The organism is Vibrio sinus, from assembly GCF_023634645.1.
In the GTDB taxonomy this organism is placed as follows: domain Bacteria; phylum Pseudomonadota; class Gammaproteobacteria; order Enterobacterales; family Vibrionaceae; genus Vibrio; species Vibrio sinus.
Window position 1 is genome coordinate 30,233 of record NZ_JAMKMR010000026.1, and the last position, 16,752, is coordinate 46,984.

The window sequence follows — 16,752 nt, forward strand, 5'->3', positions numbered from 1 at the left end:
ATAAGTAATGATAAAACTGATTACCTTACGTGACCCTCGTATGGCTCAGGCGTTTATTGACTATATGGCGTCCAGAGATATTGTTATCAACATCATGCCAGAAGGTGAAGGGCAATTTGCTTTATGGTTGTCGGATGCACAACACCAAATTGAGGTTGAGTCAGAACTAAAGCAGTTTATCGCCAATCCAAATGACGCAAAGTATCATGCCGCTTCTTGGGATATGGCAGAAACTCGAAAAAATGTTCTCAGCTATTCTTCTCCTAGCCTCATGACGTTAGTTAAAGCGAAAGCCGGGCCTTTTACTTTAATCATAATGCTGGTCTGCCTGTTAGTCTTTGGGTTGTCATACCTAGGGATGGGGAATGCGCTGTTCAATATGCTGCATTTTCCTGACCGAACCAGTCAGGAGTGGCAACTTTGGCGTTGGGTGACTCACGCGCTGCTGCATTTTTCAATACTGCATATTACCTTTAATTTATTGTGGTGGTGGTATCTGGGTGGAGATATAGAGAAGAAGCTGGGATCAAAAAAGCTGATCCAGTTATTTATTGTCTCGGCGGCGTTATCAGGGATTAGTCAATATTGGGTTGAGGGAGCCAACTTTGGCGGTTTATCGGGGGTAGTTTATGCATGCTTAGGCTATTTGTGGGTCATGAACTATAGGGCGCCACACCTGGGCTTAACCATACAAAAGTCTCTAGTGGTATTTATGCTGGTTTGGTTGGTGCTCGGATTTGTCCAACCCTTTATGGCTATCGCCAACACCGCTCATCTCATTGGTTTGGTATCGGGTGTGCTGCTCGCATTTGTTGACACCAGTAAACGTAAGTATCAACAAGGCTAGAGCATGTCTTATTGATAAAGATATTTGGTAAAAAGAAGATCTGCGATTATAGTTCTCCCCGTTTCGGGTAAAAGAATTTCGTTGAGCTGTTCAACTAAAGTCTTGCGCAGATCTTCACGGCCAGACAGGGTTTTTATGGTGTCTTCTGATTGCTGTCCGAGCAATTCAATGACTGCGTCTCGGATTAAAGGCTGATGCAACTCTATAATGGGTAGGTCCGCCGTACTGGCAACCATAATATCGATTCGGACTTGAATATAGCCGAGCTTATTACCTTGAGTAAAAAAGTTTGTAGTGAGATCAGGCTCCAAAGTAAAATACGCGAGCTTTGGCGCGGCTTCTTCTTCTGCATAAACAGAAAAGCATGTGCTTAAGGCGATAGCCATCAGGACGAAATAACGTTTTAGCATAGATAACTTGTCTTTATAGTCTCGATACTTGAATCACTAGAGTCTTGTTATAGTAGGATGCCAGTCGTGAATTTCATTCAGTGAAGTTATTGCAATCAACATGACAACCGACAATCAAAGCTTAGTCGAATGACGATAGAATTACTTATAGAATACTAGTATGAATCAATCAACTTCTCTTTATCTTAGTGCATTACGCGAAGTAAAATGGCAGTCTGTAGACAGTTTTCGCTTCCCAAACTCCTTAACTGAACGTTGGGTGTTAGAAAATGGCTCTATGTCACATCTGATAAAGAGTAATTGTCAAAATTTGACCGTGAAAGTGTTACATAACAAAGTGGTCAAGGCCGAACGGCTTAATCATCAAGAAATACAACTGCTAGATTATCAACAATGTTTGCTGCGCAAAGTAGCCCTGTGTGGAGATGACGTACCTTGGGTGCTAGGCAGGACGCTTATCCCAGAAAGTTCATTAGATCTAAAAGGCCATGACTTTAGCAAGCAAGGCGATACACCTTTAGGTGTGACTATTTTTGGCTCTGAAGATGTTCAGCGCGACTCGCTGCAAGTGGGCGTTGTCAGTACTGAAACTGGAGATGTTTTTGCAAGGCGCTCTCGACTTTGGGTTAACCAAAAACCTATGTTAGTCGCCGAGCTGTTTCTACCAGAGTGTCCTATGTATAGTGGGGAGACTGATAAATGACAGCGGCGAAAGTAAAAGCCTACTGGCAGCTGATGAGAATGGATAAGCCAATCGGTACTTTGCTGCTGCTTTGGCCCACTTTGTGGGCTTTGATTCTTTCAGCCAAAGGGTTGCCAAACCTTAACGTGCTGGTTGTGTTTGTTATTGGTGTGGTGTTAATGCGCTCAGCAGGGTGCGTGATTAATGATTTCGCCGATCGCCGAGTTGATGGACACGTTGATAGAACCAAGGCAAGGCCAATGCCATCTGGAGCAGTGTCTAGCAAAGAGGCGATAAGCCTATTTATTGTGCTCGGGCTTATCTCTTTTGCCTTAGTGCTGACCATGAATGCCCTGACGATTAAGCTATCATTTGGTGCGCTTGTGTTAGCTTTTATCTATCCATTCATGAAACGCTTCACGAATTTGCCGCAACTGTTTTTAGGGCTGGCATTCAGTTGGTCCATCCCGATGGCTTGGGCTGCTCAAACCAACGAAGTGCCTTGGATGGCTTGGTATGTATTTTTGATCAATGCGCTATGGACGATAGCTTATGATACTCAATATGCCATGGTCGATCGCGACGACGATGTGCGAATTGGCATCAAATCAACCGCGATTCTTTTTGGTCGCTTTGACAAATTGATTATCGGCCTATTGCAGCTGGTAACCATTGGCTTGCTTGTCTTGTTAGGCACATGGTACAGCTTAGGCGCTAGCTATTATTGGAGTTTGCTCGTAGCTGGTGCGTTGTTCGTTTTTCAGCAGCAATTGATTCGTCATCGCCAGCGCGATCTGTGTTTTCGTGCCTTTTTAAACAATAACTACGTGGGAATGTTTATTGCCCTAGGGTTGTTGGTCGCGTTTATATAATTCACTCCCCGTTCAAGGCGGCAGCGCAATACTTGCGCTGCTTTCCATCTACTGATTTTGCGAGTACTGATAGATACTTTCTTGTATCGATAAGCGAACCTCTGAATTGAGTGCTAAGTAGAGTAATTCCGCTAATTCCTGGCTTTTTTCTTGTTCACATTCTCCTTGGCTATCAATATATCCTTCTTGTTTTAGGGTGCTAAACAAGGTTGCAAAGACTTTCTTGTCAAAAAACTCGGGTGCATTGATACCATGCAGACGGCCCAGCCTTTGAGCGATTTCTTGGCTTTTACTTTCTAGTTCAGATTTACTGACCGTTGGGTTGGATATCAACAAATTCATTGCAATGGCGTAACGTTGCAGCGTTTCAGAGACAGTTCGACCCAATAGAGCAAGAGGTTGAGACTTGGCTTTATTGATAGAAATGGTTTCCAGTCTTTGGTTGACGAGATGTTGCTTTTTCAGCTCTGCAATGCAATCGACTAGCCAGCTATCAAGCTCTTGTTCCGAGATGCTGATAAAAAGCTCTTGTTGCAAAAATGGGTAGATGAGCCGAATTTGCTTGAGTAGAGCAGGGATCGAAATCTTTTGATGTTGGACAACAAGCTGCGCGACCAGAGAAGGAAGGGCCAATAAATGAATGATGTTGTTTCTGTAGTAAGTCATCAATACAGATTGACGTCGATCCAGTGACACTATAGTGCCCAATGAGTCCTTTTCCACGACAAACTTATCCAAGGATTCAGCGTGTTTAAGTAACGTTTTTGCATCTTCACTTGGTAGGGTAAAGACGTCAGAATAAGGAACGTGACTTAATAGCGACAAGTAGCACTCTATCTGAGCAATCAAGGTCGTTCTTGATAAGGCTCTCTGACGAGAGGCCAATAATGCTGTCGCACACAGATTAAGGGCGTTAATGGCCGCGGCGTCATTAATACGTGTCATCATTTGCGACGCTAGCTGATTGACTGTGGGGTTGAGCCAGCTAGGCTTGTCCACTTGACTGGGGTTTATGTCTTTAACCCAATCTGGAATATGCTCGTTGAGATACGCATTTAATGCAATCGGCTCACCAAAATTCACATAACCTTGGCCAAAATTACGTAGTTTTTTGATGGTTTTCAGCACAAGACCCACATTCTCTTTTTCTTTGTTCTTTCCTCTTAGCTCTTTAGCATAGCTACTTACTTCCATAACGTGTTCATAGCCAATATAGACGGGAACTAAGGTAACCGGGCGTGGTAGTCCTCTCAGCATGGCTTGAATGGTCATGGCTAGCATACCCGTTTTAGCTTCAAGTAGTCTGCCTGTGCGAGAGCGTCCACCTTCACTGAAAAACTCAACCGAATAGCCTTTCGAAAACAGCTCGGCTAAGTATTCTCTAAAAATGGTTGAATACAGCTTGTTGCCTTTAAATGAGCGACGTAAGAAAAATGCCCCTCCTTTGCGAAAAATTGGGCCAGCGGGAAAGAAATTGAGATTGATGCCTGCTGCGATGTGCGGCGGTACCATGCCTTCCTTATATAAAACATAGGACAGCAGGAGATAGTCCATATGGCTACGATGACAGGGGACATATACGATTTCATGTCCTTCTTGAGCAAGGCGACGCACGGTAGAGGCATTATTAACTTGAATGCCTTGATAGATTCGATTCCACAACCAGCGCAGCAGTCGTTCTCCTTTCTTGACTAACGAATAGGAAAAGTCGGCGGCGATTTCATCGAGGATCTTACGCGCCTCTTTTTCTGATTTTTGAATAGAAAGGTTTTTAGTTTTAGCTTCGTCTTCAATTGCACTGCTAATCGGCTGAGAGCGAATCAGTCGTTCAACGAGCTCTTCTCGATTCGGTAGGCTTGGGCCTGAGGCGGCTAGCTTTTGGCGGGAAAAATGTATACGTGCCACTCTTGCTAATTTTTGTGCAATTTTTTGGTCCGTACCGTGGCTATCTGCCATATATCTCAGCGACACTGGAGAGCTGATCTTTACCAAGCAGTCGCGACCTGCAAAGAATACCGCTTTGGCTTTTTTCGCCGGACTTAGTACTTCTAAATAGGGCTTTGGCCGATGCTCCTTGTCGGGTTTTCGTCCCCACAGTACGGTGATTGGCACCACTTGTACGTCTAGTTCTGGGTCTTGCTTGTGCAATTCAAGTAATTGAGAAAATAGCGATACAGACTCTAATGACAGGTACGGGTTGTCATGATGGCGAAAAGAGGCTGAATCAATCACGCCATAGCGCTGAAACGGTTTACCAAGGATATCTAACGACTCAAATGGACTTGGTAGTCCGATTGAGTGTGATTTTTTGCCGAACGTGAGCACGTCGACATCCGAGTGAAATGGAAAAACGTAAATAATAGGTTTACTGATATCGATGCCTGCATCCTTGATAGGATTGGCTGGCACAACGCTCCCTTTAACCAAAATGGAAAGCGGTAATTTGAGTAACGTTTGAACAAATGTTTGTTTTGAAGCCATAAAAGATGAATCCAAATTGTGTCGTCATCGGTGAATCTGCATATTTACTCCTAATTTGCCTAGTTTGGTCAATTGATCGTTTGATAGGATATTAGAAGTCGGTCAAATAAATTGTATATAAGTTTGAGGAAATGTTCGTGTCAAAAACAGGAGCTACAGGTTTTAAACGCATCAGTAACGCGTTTATCTATTCTTGCCAAGGGCTAAAATCTGCGTTCAAAAACGAGGCGGCTTTTCGTCAAGAGCTGGCGTTAATGGTGATATTGGTCCCCATCGCGTTTATGGTGAATGTGACTCTTGTGGAGCGGCTATTATTGATTTCTTCGGCAGCCTTAGTCATGGTCGTTGAATTACTAAATAGTGCGATTGAAGCGGTAGTGGACAGAATCGGTCATGAGCATCACGAGCTGGCGGGGCGCGCTAAAGATATGGGCTCGGCTGCGGTACTGGTCATGATGCTGATTACAGGGTTTGTTTGGATAGCCATACTGTTCTTCTAACAACCGATTAATTGGCGAAAAAACAGCTAATTGGCTTTCATTTTATCATTCCACTGTATATACTCACAGTTGACTGTATAAAAAAACAGGTGACCTATGAAGCCCTTAACGCCCCGCCAGCAACAAGTATTCGATCTGATAAAAAACAAAATAGATGAAACCGGTATGCCACCCACTCGCGCTGAAATTGCACGAGAGCTAGGTTTTCGCTCTGCCAATGCGGCTGAAGAGCATTTAAAAGCGCTCGCAAAAAAACAGGCTATTGAGATCATTCCTGGCGCATCGCGAGGGATTCGACTTCTATTAGGTCAGTCTGAAGAGGAAGGCCTGCCTCTAATAGGCCAAGTGGCAGCGGGTGAGCCGATTTTAGCGCAGCAACATGTAGAAACGCATTACCAAGTCGATGCCAGCATGTTTAAGCCTCAGGCGGATTTCTTATTGCGCGTCCATGGTGATAGTATGAAAGACATCGGGATCATGGATGGTGATTTGCTTGCTGTGCATAAAACTCAAGATGTACGCGACGGGCAGGTAGTGGTGGCTCGCTTAGAAGATGATGTCACGGTTAAGCGCTTAGAAAGAAAAGGCTCAACGGTACTGCTGCATGCTGAAAACGAATCCTATTCTCCGATTCAAGTGGATCTCACTTCACAATACATGGAGATTGAGGGACTAGCGGTTGGAATTATTCGCAGTTCTGATTGGATGTAGCACAAGTTATTAAGAATTATTCTCATTAACTTGATATTGTAAATACTATTCATTATCATTTGGGTGTGGTTATCAAGGGATCATGATCATGTCCAAATTTCACAACAGTCACACCGATAAACTGAATGTCCCCTCGCGGTTGCTGAAGCCATTGCTGTTTCGCGGTCGCGAAAGCCTAGAAAAGAATGGCATCGTCTATGATCCGATCGCTGCGATAGCCTGTCAGCGTTGTTCACTGGCCAAAGATTGTCTTTCTGGCAACGTTTCTCAAAAACAGCTCCTTCATTCCACTCTAACTTTCTCTATCGATCAGCAAATTTGCCGATTCCTTTCCCATCACCCCACTGCTTGGATCATTAACGTTGGAGCAGGCCTAGATACTCGCTTTTTCCGCGTAGATAACGGTCGCTGCCATTGGGTGGAGCTGGATGCGAATGAAAATCTTATTTGGCGTAAAAAGTTATTCCATTCGAGTGAGCGTTATTTTTATCGTAAAGGTGGATTGAAAAATCTCGATTGGCTAGATGATCTCAGTATTCCTGATCAGTCACCTGTCATGTTTATCTGCGAGAATGCGCTGTTGGAGTGTGATAGGGCTGAAGTCGCTAGGTTTGTGCAAGGTATGGCGCGCCGATTTGAGCAAGCCTATGCTTGCCTCGTGATGGCGGGAGATTTGACCCAAAGTAAGGTCGGTAAAGCGATGGGCTCGGAGTATTACGTTCATGGATATAGTGATATCAGCAAAGAAATGTTGCGGGTACTCCCTTGGGCCAAGAAAGTCAGTGTGATTTCTCCGTTTGATCAACATTGTCACCGCTGGGCGGTATGGCAGCGTATGATTCGATTATTTTCTTCACTCAAGTATCGGTTGACACCAATAATCGTTCAGCTTCGTTGGTAATGCAGTTACACTCTTCTAGCGAAAGAGGGGTGACTGTGATATCAAATATTTTTACAACGCTATCAAATAAACAAATCCACAAACAAGTCTTGCTGCTAGCCATACCTATGGTGTTATCAAACATCACGGTACCTTTGTTGGGGCTGGTCGACTCTGCCGTGATTGGACACTTAAAACACGCTTGGTATTTGGGAGGCGTCTCCTTAGGCAGCACCATGATAAGTGTCACCTTTTGGCTGCTTGGCTTTTTGAGAATGTCGACCACAGGCCTCACGGCTCAGTCATGGGGAGCTCAAGACAAGCACCAGTTAGCACTTACTCTGCTCCAAGGCCTATTGATGGCCGTCGGGTTAGCCGTGGTATTTCTCATATTACATGCTTGGATATCAGAGCTGATTTTTTCTTTTAGTAGCGCGAGTGCTCAAGTTAAGCAATATGGAGCTCAATATTTTTCAATACGCGCTTGGGGTGCCCCGGCAGCGCTAGCCAATTTTGTGCTTTTAGGTTGGTTGTTAGGTACCCAAGATTCCAAATCACCAATGTGGATGGTAATTATTGCTAACGTGACTAACATCTTATTGGATTTTCTGTTTGTTGTTGGGTTCGAGTGGAAAGTTCAAGGTGTTGCGATTGCGTCTGTAATAGCAGAATACGTCAGCTTCTCTTTTGGTTTGCTGTGTGTGACGAACACTTGGCGCAGGCAGCTAATGCCTTCACCACGTTTATTAATATCAAATGCCATGACTGGCATCTCGCGTTTCGTCAAATTGAATCGAGATATTTTCCTGCGCTCATTATTCTTGCAAGCCGCTTTAAGCTTTATGGTGTTTAAAGGCGCGAGCTATGGTGATGATATTGTTGCGGCCAATGCCGTACTGATGAGCTTTGTGATGATCATTTCCTATGGCATGGATGGCTTTGCGTATGCCATGGAAGCGATGGTTGGTAAAGCGATAGGAGGAAAAAATAAAGACCAGTTGGCCGATTCCATGATTGGGATTACCTTTTGGAGCTTGTTAATCTGTCTTGCACTCACGTTGGTTTTCGTCTTTTTTGGTAGTGAGCTGATCAGCCTAATCACTAGTATTGTTAGAGTGCAGCAGGTTGCCGCGGTGTATTTGCCATGGCTGATGGCAATGCCTTTAGTCTCGATGTGGTGTTTTTTGCTAGATGGGATCTTTATTGGTGCAACCAAGGGCAAGCAAATGCGCAATAGCATGTTCTTGGCCATGTGTGGATACTTTATTGTGTATTGGCTTGCAGCTCCTTTACAGAATCATGCTTTGTGGTTGGCACTGTTGTCATTTATGGCATTGCGAGGGTTAACGTTGGCGAAAATATTGTTTACTCAATGGCGGGCCAACACCTTCTTGGCCCACGCTTGATGAATGAATTAGAACAACCGGTTTAGCCCGTTTAGCGCGGCAACGCGATAAGCCTCTGCCATGGTCGGATAGTTAAACGTCGTATTGACAAAGTATTCAATGGTATTGGCTTCGCCTTTTTGCTCCATAATGGCCTGACCGATATGAATAATTTCTGCCGCTCGCTGGCCAAAGCAGTGAATGCCAAGAATTTCTTTGCTATCTCTATGAAAAAGAATTTTCAAGCTGCCGATATCTTTGCCAGCAATTTGTGCTCGTGCTAAGTGTTTAAAAGAGGCGCGCCCCACTTCGTAGGGTATCTTAGCCGCAGTGAGCTCTTGTTCGGTCTTACCTACCGAACTGATTTCTGGAATGGTGTAGATACCGGTAGGTATATCTTCAATTAGGTGCCCTTGAGCTTCACCTTGAGTGATGGCTTGAGCGACAAAACGCCCTTGATCGTATGCAGCACTGGCTAAACTTGGATAACCGATGACATCGCCAACCGCGTATATGTGCTCGACGCTGGTTTGATAATTGCTGTTAACCGCAAGTTGACCACGTGAATCTGGCTCTAGGCCAACGAGGTCGAGACATAGCTTATCGGTATTACCTGTTCTGCCATTGGCATAAAGCAAACAATCCGCACGCATTTTTTTCCCTGATTCCAAATGAACCACGACGCCTTGCTCGGTTCCTTCGATTTTTTCAAAAGTCTCATCATTACGGATAACCACACCGCTGTTCCAAAAGTGATATGAAAGCGCGTCAGAAGTTTCGTTGTCTAAGAAAGACAGCAATCTATCTCGAGTATTGATGAGGTCGGTTTTTACACCAAGGCCACGAAATATAGATGCGTATTCACAGCCAATCACGCCAGCACCATAAATGATGATATGCCGAGGATCGTGCTCAAGGCTCAAAATAGAGTCACTGTCGTAGATACGTTCGTGACTAAAATCGACATTACTGGGTTGATAGGGCCTAGAGCCTGTGGCAATGACAAATTTATCCGCGCTGTATAGCTCGCAGTTGGCATCGTTTTGCGTGACCGATACGGTGTGGCTGTCGACAAATGTTGCTGTGCCAAAGATAAGTGAGCATTGATTCCTATCGTAAAAGCCTTGGCGTAAACGGGTTTGTTTGTCGATGACCGTTTTGGCATGGCTTAAAATATTGGAAAACGTCGAATGAAGTGAGGCACTATTTTGGCGAAATAGTGGGTTGTTATTGAATTCTATAATTCGGCTTACCGCGTGACGCAGTGCTTTAGACGGTATGGTTCCCCAGTGTGTACAACCACCACCGACACTGCTTTCTTTTTCTATAATGGCAACATTGAGACCGGCTTTCGTAAGCCCCATAGCTGCACCTTCACCGCCAGGACCACTCCCGATAACAATGACGTCATAGTGAGTCGTTTGGGCCATATTCATTCCTTATTATTTCTGCTTATCAAGAGGGGAGACTGTAGCGAAATTTTAGCTGATGAGTGCCAGGTGGTAAAAGTCCTACCGCTTATAGCATCGGTGGGATCACGCATACTGGTTGAGAGATAAGCAAACGAGTTGTCAGACCTCTCCAAAGCAAGGTGAAATCATTGCAAAAAATAATTTCCAAGGTTTAATTTGTGTTGCTGCTGAGTCAGTATAAGGTTTGTTGACTAGGATAAGTATGTAGGTCCTAACATTTGCCATTTCAGTTCAAAACATCTTATTAAAAATACTAATTATGGGAATACGAGCACAGCAAAAAGAGAAGACTCGGCGCTCACTCATTGACGCGGCATTTAATCAACTTAGTGCAGATCGAAGTTTTTCTAACCTTAGTTTGCGAGAGGTCTCCCGAGAAGCAGGTATCGCACCGACTTCTTTCTATCGTCACTTCAAAGATATGGACGAGCTTGGGCTTACGATGGTGGATGAGGGTGGGTTGATATTAAGGCAGCTAATGCGTCAAGCGAGACAAAGAATTGTCAAAGGCGGGAGTGTTATTCGCACCTCTGTTGAGACGTTTATGGAGTTCATTGAGGGTCGGCCAAATGTATTTCGCTTGTTGTTGCGTGAGCGCTCAGGCACTACGTTTGCTTTTCGTACCGCTGTTGCTCGTGAGATTCAGCACTTTTCTGCGGAGCTTGCAGAGTATTTAATTCGTTCGGGTATGAGTCGAAGTGAGGCTGTTACTCAGGCGGAGGCGTCGGTGACCTTGGTGTTTAGTTCAGGTGCAGAGGCGTTAGATTTAAATAAGTCAGAACGAGAAGAATTGGCGGATAGGCTTATATTGCAGTTACGGATGATTGCCAAAGGTGCACATTGGTATCGTAAAGAACGGGAACGTAATCGATTAAAGAGGAGCCATAGCTAATGTCGAACGAGAATACCCCAGTTAATCGTGGTTCTGAGAAAAAAACGTTAATACTAGCGGTGATCGCTGGTATATGTGGTGACGCGATATTGTCTTCTATGACAATGAGCGAAGTCTCTTTCTCAATTTTTCCACTTATTGCTTTAGTGTTGGCATTACAAGCACTGTATCAAGAATATCTTCGCAATCCAGTATCAGAAGATATTCCATTGTTAGGTCTGGCTTGTTTTTTGGTTGGGGCTTTCGGCCATGCGGCGTTTATCAAAGCCCAGTATCCAAATGAAGGGTCTAACTTTCTCTCCATCATAGTATCGTTAGTCTTGCTGTTGTGGATAGGCTATAAATTGGGCTTTATGTCTCATAAAACCCCGAAAAAAGAACTGGAGTAGATCTTTTCCCATCATGGTAAACGAGCCAATTAGCGGCTCGTTTTTTATTCGGCTAAGCTTTTTTTTCCAATAAGACGCCAGCTTCAATATGATGAGTGTAGGGGAACTGATCAAACAGGGCGAAGCGGGTGATGTGGTGCGTCTCACCTAAGATTGCCATATTGTCCAGTAAGGTCTCGGGATTACAGGAAATATAGAGGATGCGAGGGTAAGCTTGGACCATTTTGCAGGTGTCTATATCCATTCCTGCCCTTGGGGGATCAACGAAAATGGTCTGACAGTCATAGCTTTTTAAATCGATATTCGCTTGCTTTAAGCGGCGAAATTCGCGTTTACCTTCCATGGCTTCGGTGAACTCTTCTGCGGACATTCTAATAATTTGAACATTGTCTATATTGTTGGCAGCAATGTTAAACTGAGCGGAGTCCACCGATGGCTTGGCCAATTCTGTGGCCAGCACACGGTCAAAGTTCTGGGCAAGAGCCAGTGAAAAGTTTCCGTTGCCACAATAAAGTTCAAGCAAATCACCTTGGCTGTCTTTGGTGCAGTCCACAGCCCATTCAAGCATTTTTTCCGCCACTTTGGCATTTGGTTGAGTAAAGCTATTCTCTACTTGTTGATAAGTGTAATTCTGCCCATGGACACTCAACGACTCAACCACATAGTCTCTTTCAACCACGACTTTCATTTTTCGAGCACGGCCAATGATATTAATATTAAAACCGCGCTGTTCTAATACTACTTTTAATTGTTGAACTTGCTCTTGCCAGTGCTCATCAAGGGGCTTGTGGTACAACAACGAGATAAGCACTTCACCACTTAAGGTAGACAGGAAGTCGACTTGAAATAATTTTCGGCGCAGGGTGTCGTTGGATTTAACTTCCTGTATCAGTAATGGCATGAGTTGATTGATCAGCGAACTGGCTGCTGGAAATTGATCGACACGATATTTTTCACGAGTGTGCTGATTAAACATGATGTAGTAAAGCTCATCACCCTCATGCCAAACGCGAAACTCGGCACGCATGCGATAGTTAAGTTTAGGGGATGGGAAAACTTCGAGGTCGGGTGCGCTAAATGGAACGAACATATCAGTCAATCTTCGTTTTTTTTCTTCTAACTGAATGTCGTAGTTTTCAGGGTTAACATTAAGCGTCGCCATAGAATTCCTCACGTCGGGTAGTGCGCATTGATTAAGAGCGCAGATTTTAGTCAATCTACTCTTGATGTCCAGCTTTGATGCTGAGTTTATTTCACCTGTTTATGCTTTGTTCGTGTACTAATTTGTTACTCAATCTAGACAAAATGTCATCCTCGCCATAATATCTTGCCCCAGCTGGTGACATCTAGCAGTTTAGATGGCTGAAAAGGGAATCTGGTGTAATTCCGGAACTGACGCGCAGCGGTAATTGAGAACGAAGGCTTATCTGACACTGCACTTCAAAGTGCGGGAAGTCTAGCTTTAGGAGGCCAGGTTTGGCCGTGCTCATAAGTCCGAATACCTGCCAGCAGCTAAAGCTTTCGAGCTTTAGTTAGACTAACGCGTTATAGGACTAAACATTCCAATGAACAAATCTAACATAGCGATAGCAGTGGCATCGTTAGTATGCGCTGCGCCTTATGCGCAGGCCGAGGCCAAGCAGACACCTTCATCTAGTCAACCCACTCAAGCCGATCAAACCATGGTGGTGATGGCCAGTCCATTTGAAGACCAAGTGAGTGATTTGATTGCGCCAGTACAAATCATTACCAAGCAAGAAATTGATGCGATTCAAGCCAAATCTTTGACCCAAGTGTTGCAACGCTTGCCAGGAATACAAGTTTCCAATCAAGGTGGAATAGGACAAAACCAATCTGTGTTTATTCGCGGACGGGCTACCAAGAATATATTGGTGCTGATGAATGGCGTGAGAATCGGTAGTGCCACAACAGGACAGACAAATTTAGCCGCAATTCCATTAAGTGGCGTACAACGCATAGAAGTATTGCAAGGCCCTGAGGCTGCGGTGTATGGCTCTGATGCCGTTGCTGGTGTGATCAATATTATCACCACTAGTGGTGTGGATGGAGCAAGCTCGGTCAGTGCTGGCTTGGGAAGCTATGGTCTATATGACGTCAGTGCGAATACATCAGCAACCAGTGAAGACAACCGAGCTTGGTTAAATCTCTCTGCGACCCATCAGGCGGAGCGAGGTTACAATGTCCAACCCAATAGCACCAATCCACAAAATGCCGATGACGATGGATTTAATACTCAATACCTAACCTTAGATATTGGCATCAAACAAACGCCCTATTTAACCTTAAAAGCCAATGGCTATTACCAGCGTCAGCATACCGCCTACGATAGTAGCCCAGGTTATGCGGACAACACCAAAAATAACCTTTATGCGCTTGGCTTAGTTGGTCAATACAAAAAAGATAAGCTAACAAGCACCACAACTTTCTCCACCAACCAAGACAGTGGTGAATCTTATGGTCAGGGCAGCACTCCAGGTACCATCAGCACCAATCGCTATGCTATTGCTTGGCGAAACCTGTATAAAACCAATGATAACTTGTCTTTATTAGGAGGAGTGGAATGGTATCAAGATAGGGTAAACAATACCTCTGCACAGTACACGGAAGATAGACGCAATAATTCTGCCGCCTACACTGGCGCACGTTTCAGTAAAGATAAGTTTGCTTCCGAAGTAAATGTGCGTTTTGACGACAATAGCGCCTATGGCAACTTTACCACTTATCAATTAGCTTCAGGATATTGGTTAACTAAAGTAACACGTATCACTGGAAGCTATGGCACGTCGTTTAAAGCTCCCACATTTAATGATCTGTACTGGCCTGACGACGGCAACGGTTACGTTGGTAACCCTAATTTGGTGCCGGAAAAGACTAAGGGCGGAGAGTTGGCGGTTGAATCAAAATTTTCTTTGCTTGATCTACGGTTATCCGCTTACCAAAGCTCTGTCGAAAATATGATCACTTATAACTATAGTAATGGAACAGGTACTATGGTCAATGTTGGTAGAGCAAGAATTCGTGGCTACGAAATAGTGGGTAAGTTTAACTTAGGTCCTATCTACAACCAGGTATCCTATGATTACTTGGATACTGAAAATGAGACCACCGGAAATGAATTACAACAAAGGGCTAAAAATAGCGCTAAGTGGAACGCCAGTTACTTGCTGGAAAACTGGCGACTTGAGCTAAGTTATTTATACCAAGGAAAACGATATAATGATTCTGCAAACACTCAAGTACTCGATCCATATTCCTTAGTTGATTTTGCCACTACGTACTATGTGAGTGATCACCTTTCCGTCGCGGGTAAAATCGGTAATCTATTTAATACTAATTATGAGACTGAAAAAGGCTACGCTACGCCGGGGCGTAACTACTACATCAGTACAACATACGATTTTTAATCTGGAGGATATTGGGGCATAAATAGAGAGTGAATTGCTTAATTTAATAGAGTCGGTATTATCTCTGTGTTTATAGCCCTAGGTAACCTGTGTGGACATGTCTTCAACCCATAATGTACTTGTTTTCGATTCTGGCGTCGGTGGTTTATCTGTGTTTAAAGAAATGCAGGCGCTGCTACCCAATCTGAACTATTGCTATGTTTTTGACAACGAAGCCTATCCATACGGAGAGCTGTCACCGGAGACACTATTGTCTCGTGTGAGCTCAATTGTTGTGCGCCATGTAGAGTCGCAGAACATTGATTTGGTTGTGATTGCGTGCAATACCGCGAGTACAATTGTGCTACCAGCGTTAAGAGAAATGCTCAATATCCCAGTAGTAGGTGTTGTACCCGCAATAAAGCCTGCGTCATTGCTGGCCAATGAATCCGTCGCACTTATTGCTACGCCAGCGACCATTACACGTCAATACACCCAAGATCTGATCCGCAATTTTGCCACTGGTAAAAAAGTGGAGATGATCGGTTCCACTCGATTGGTTGATATGGCAGAGGCTAAATTACGTGGAGAGGTTGTAGATATTGAGGAGCTTCGCCAAATACTAAAACCAATTAAAGGTGCTGATGTGGCGGTATTAGGTTGCACGCATTTTCCTCTCATAAAAGAAGAAATTCAATTGGCATTAGGCAATGAAGTGACTTTGATTGATTCTGGAGAAGCCATTGCGAGGCGGGTCAATGTGCTTATTCAACAGCTAGAAACGACCAAGCATTCCTCAATTAGGCCGCATCGCATCTTTAGCACTGCGCCTGCTCAGCAAGAAGGCGCGCTAAATGATTCTTTACGCACACTGGGATTTAGTCCAGTGGCGCCATTTCCGATTCAGGATGTTTAGGATCATTGGCAATCCTAACTTTTAGAGTTCGCTGCATATAATCTTGCTCGTTAAGAGCATTGATTGCTGCGTCAACATCTGAGGAGGCCATAACGACAAAGCCGAATCCTCTTCTTTTCCCCGTACGTTTATCTTTCATTAAGCGAACTGCAAACACTTCACCATGTTTGGCAAACAATTCTCTGACGTGAGATTCATTCGCTTTGTAAGGCAGGTTTCCTACGTATAGAGTTTTTGTTGACGCAGATGATGAAGACCCAGAGCCGTTACTAGAACTACAAAGTTTTAAAACAAATGTGGCTGCTATGACACCGATGACGAAAGTAGCCGCGGGAGGCAAGTAAACTTGCCAGAAGATAATGCCGCCAATTATGGCTAATGCAATTATTAATAGAGACGATTTATTAGAGTTCATATTTGAATACTACATGTCAGGTGATAGAAATAAGAAGACTACTTTTAACAAAATAGACACAAGAATCTTACGTACATGCATGAAAATTTTCCAATAGATCGGTGTGATACATCTCAAATGTTGTAATTTTATTCGAATTTAGTGACTTTGATGCATTATTAAGCAAATAAAAAGAAAATTCAAAAAAACACTTGTCATGTTTTTAAGACCCCCTATAATGCCGCCTCACCGACACGGAGTGAGACGAAAGTCACATGAAGACAACGTGTAGGAAAAGAGAAAAGAAACGAAATAAGTTCTTGACTCGATGAAAGATTAGCGTATCATACGCACCCCTAACGACAACACCTTGAGGTGATAAAAAGTCGTAAGGAATTGCTCTTTAACAATATAAACCTATCAATCTGTGTGGGCACTCGTTGATGATAATCACTAGCTTCTTAGGAAGCAAAATGGTTTCAATGAACTGAGTGACCAATTCAAGTCTTCGGACTTG

General features: G+C 44.0%; 16 protein-coding genes and 1 riboswitch. Of the genes, 11 read left to right on the top strand and 5 right to left on the bottom strand.

Features of this window, described 5'->3' with window-relative positions:
* The first annotated feature begins 7 nt into the window (after positions 1–7).
* Positions 8–847 (top strand): rhomboid family intramembrane serine protease GlpG, encoded by an 840-nt coding sequence (gene glpG, locus M9194_RS19285; protein WP_250614329.1) that lies wholly within the window; start codon positions 8–10, stop codon positions 845–847.
* 8 nt (positions 848–855) lie between these two features.
* Here the strand turns inward: glpG and M9194_RS19290 are convergent, their stop codons facing one another.
* Positions 856–1,257 (bottom strand): flagellar basal body-associated protein FliL, encoded by a 402-nt coding sequence (locus tag M9194_RS19290; RefSeq protein ID WP_250614330.1) that lies wholly within the window; start codon positions 1,255–1,257, stop codon positions 856–858.
* A 160-nt stretch (positions 1,258–1,417) separates the two neighbouring features.
* On the opposite strand from M9194_RS19290, the gene M9194_RS19295 reads away from it, so the two are divergent.
* A complete protein-coding gene (locus tag M9194_RS19295; protein WP_250614331.1) occupies positions 1,418–1,960 on the top strand; it encodes a chorismate lyase in 543 nt (180 codons plus the stop codon).
* The gene (gene ubiA / locus M9194_RS19300) at positions 1,957–2,811 is read left to right on the top strand and encodes a 4-hydroxybenzoate octaprenyltransferase (protein WP_250614332.1); all 855 of its coding nucleotides are present in this window, start codon (positions 1,957–1,959) and stop codon (positions 2,809–2,811) included. The genes M9194_RS19295 and ubiA overlap by 4 nt, the downstream gene beginning before the upstream one ends.
* 48 nt (positions 2,812–2,859) lie before the next feature.
* Here the strand turns inward: ubiA and plsB are convergent, their stop codons facing one another.
* Positions 2,860–5,292 carry a glycerol-3-phosphate 1-O-acyltransferase PlsB gene (gene plsB / locus M9194_RS19305; protein ID WP_250614333.1) on the bottom strand — a complete coding sequence of 811 codons (2,433 nt, stop codon included), beginning with the start codon at positions 5,290–5,292 and terminating at the stop codon, positions 2,860–2,862.
* 137 nt (positions 5,293–5,429) lie between these two features.
* Here plsB and M9194_RS19310 point away from each other — a divergent pair, with 137 nt between their 5' ends.
* The 4 genes from M9194_RS19310 to dinF all read left to right on the top strand — a co-directional run bounded on the left by M9194_RS19310 (position 5,430) and on the right by dinF (position 8,789).
* Positions 5,430–5,792, top strand: a complete 363-nt coding sequence (locus M9194_RS19310) for a diacylglycerol kinase (RefSeq protein WP_348772071.1) — start codon at positions 5,430–5,432, stop codon at positions 5,790–5,792.
* A gap of 96 nt (positions 5,793–5,888) precedes the next feature.
* Positions 5,889–6,503: a transcriptional repressor LexA gene (gene lexA / locus M9194_RS19315; RefSeq protein WP_250614335.1), complete on the top strand. Its 615-nt coding sequence runs from the start codon at positions 5,889–5,891 to the stop codon at positions 6,501–6,503.
* An 88-nt stretch (positions 6,504–6,591) separates the two neighbouring features.
* Positions 6,592–7,404: a class I SAM-dependent methyltransferase gene (locus tag M9194_RS19320; RefSeq protein WP_250614336.1), complete on the top strand. Its 813-nt coding sequence runs from the start codon at positions 6,592–6,594 to the stop codon at positions 7,402–7,404.
* On the top strand, positions 7,404–8,789 hold the full coding sequence (gene dinF, locus M9194_RS19325) for an MATE family efflux transporter DinF (protein WP_284676653.1): 1,386 nt from the start codon (positions 7,404–7,406) through the stop codon (positions 8,787–8,789). Before M9194_RS19320 ends, dinF begins: the two co-directional genes overlap by 1 nt.
* An 8-nt stretch (positions 8,790–8,797) precedes the next feature.
* Here the strand turns inward: dinF and sthA are convergent, their stop codons facing one another.
* Positions 8,798–10,198: a Si-specific NAD(P)(+) transhydrogenase gene (gene sthA / locus M9194_RS19330; RefSeq protein WP_250614337.1), complete on the bottom strand. Its 1,401-nt coding sequence runs from the start codon at positions 10,196–10,198 to the stop codon at positions 8,798–8,800.
* Between the two features lie 301 nt (positions 10,199–10,499).
* Here sthA and fabR point away from each other — a divergent pair, with 301 nt between their 5' ends.
* A complete protein-coding gene (gene fabR / locus M9194_RS19335; RefSeq protein WP_284676652.1) occupies positions 10,500–11,132 on the top strand; it encodes an HTH-type transcriptional repressor FabR in 633 nt (210 codons plus the stop codon).
* Complete coding sequence (locus M9194_RS19340; protein ID WP_250614338.1) at positions 11,132–11,521, top strand: YijD family membrane protein; 390 nt, start codon at positions 11,132–11,134, stop codon at positions 11,519–11,521. The genes fabR and M9194_RS19340 overlap by 1 nt, the downstream gene beginning before the upstream one ends.
* A gap of 52 nt (positions 11,522–11,573) precedes the next feature.
* On the opposite strand, the gene trmA is transcribed toward M9194_RS19340, so the two are convergent.
* Positions 11,574–12,683 carry a tRNA (uridine(54)-C5)-methyltransferase TrmA gene (gene trmA, locus M9194_RS19345; RefSeq protein ID WP_250614339.1) on the bottom strand — a complete coding sequence of 370 codons (1,110 nt, stop codon included), beginning with the start codon at positions 12,681–12,683 and terminating at the stop codon, positions 11,574–11,576.
* Positions 12,684–12,841: 158 nt separating this feature from the next.
* Positions 12,842–13,045: riboswitch (cobalamin riboswitch) on the top strand.
* Positions 13,046–13,086: 41 nt separating this feature from the next.
* Here trmA and M9194_RS19350 point away from each other — a divergent pair.
* Both M9194_RS19350 and murI read left to right on the top strand, forming a co-directional pair.
* Complete coding sequence (locus tag M9194_RS19350) at positions 13,087–14,946, top strand: TonB-dependent receptor domain-containing protein (protein WP_250614340.1); 1,860 nt, start codon at positions 13,087–13,089, stop codon at positions 14,944–14,946.
* 91 nt (positions 14,947–15,037) lie between these two features.
* Entirely contained in the window at positions 15,038–15,841 is an 804-nt protein-coding gene (murI, locus tag M9194_RS19355; protein WP_431769429.1) for a glutamate racemase, read from the top strand.
* On the opposite strand, the gene M9194_RS19360 is transcribed toward murI, so the two are convergent.
* On the bottom strand, positions 15,804–16,256 hold the full coding sequence (locus M9194_RS19360; protein ID WP_250614342.1) for an RNA recognition motif domain-containing protein: 453 nt from the start codon (positions 16,254–16,256) through the stop codon (positions 15,804–15,806). The two genes, murI and M9194_RS19360, sit on opposite strands and share 38 nt — an antisense overlap.
* Positions 16,257–16,752: the final 496 nt, after the last annotated feature.

What these genes read in the sequence shown, in the direction of transcription:
- glpG (WP_250614329.1), top strand. Translation starts at nt 8, where the DNA reads ATGATAAAACTGATTACCTTACGTGACCCTCGTATGGCTCAGGCGTTT.
- M9194_RS19290 (WP_250614330.1), bottom strand. Translation starts at nt 1,257, where the DNA reads ATGCTAAAACGTTATTTCGTCCTGATGGCTATCGCCTTAAGCACATGC.
- M9194_RS19295 (WP_250614331.1), top strand. Translation starts at nt 1,418, where the DNA reads ATGAATCAATCAACTTCTCTTTATCTTAGTGCATTACGCGAAGTAAAA.
- ubiA (WP_250614332.1), top strand. Translation starts at nt 1,957, where the DNA reads ATGACAGCGGCGAAAGTAAAAGCCTACTGGCAGCTGATGAGAATGGAT.
- plsB (WP_250614333.1), bottom strand. Translation starts at nt 5,292, where the DNA reads ATGGCTTCAAAACAAACATTTGTTCAAACGTTACTCAAATTACCGCTT.
- lexA (WP_250614335.1), top strand. Translation starts at nt 5,889, where the DNA reads ATGAAGCCCTTAACGCCCCGCCAGCAACAAGTATTCGATCTGATAAAA.
- M9194_RS19320 (WP_250614336.1), top strand. Translation starts at nt 6,592, where the DNA reads ATGTCCAAATTTCACAACAGTCACACCGATAAACTGAATGTCCCCTCG.
- dinF (WP_284676653.1), top strand. Translation starts at nt 7,404, where the DNA reads ATGCAGTTACACTCTTCTAGCGAAAGAGGGGTGACTGTGATATCAAAT.
- sthA (WP_250614337.1), bottom strand. Translation starts at nt 10,198, where the DNA reads ATGGCCCAAACGACTCACTATGACGTCATTGTTATCGGGAGTGGTCCT.
- fabR (WP_284676652.1), top strand. Translation starts at nt 10,500, where the DNA reads ATGGGAATACGAGCACAGCAAAAAGAGAAGACTCGGCGCTCACTCATT.
- M9194_RS19340 (WP_250614338.1), top strand. Translation starts at nt 11,132, where the DNA reads ATGTCGAACGAGAATACCCCAGTTAATCGTGGTTCTGAGAAAAAAACG.
- trmA (WP_250614339.1), bottom strand. Translation starts at nt 12,683, where the DNA reads ATGGCGACGCTTAATGTTAACCCTGAAAACTACGACATTCAGTTAGAA.
- M9194_RS19350 (WP_250614340.1), top strand. Translation starts at nt 13,087, where the DNA reads ATGAACAAATCTAACATAGCGATAGCAGTGGCATCGTTAGTATGCGCT.
- M9194_RS19360 (WP_250614342.1), bottom strand. Translation starts at nt 16,256, where the DNA reads ATGAACTCTAATAAATCGTCTCTATTAATAATTGCATTAGCCATAATT.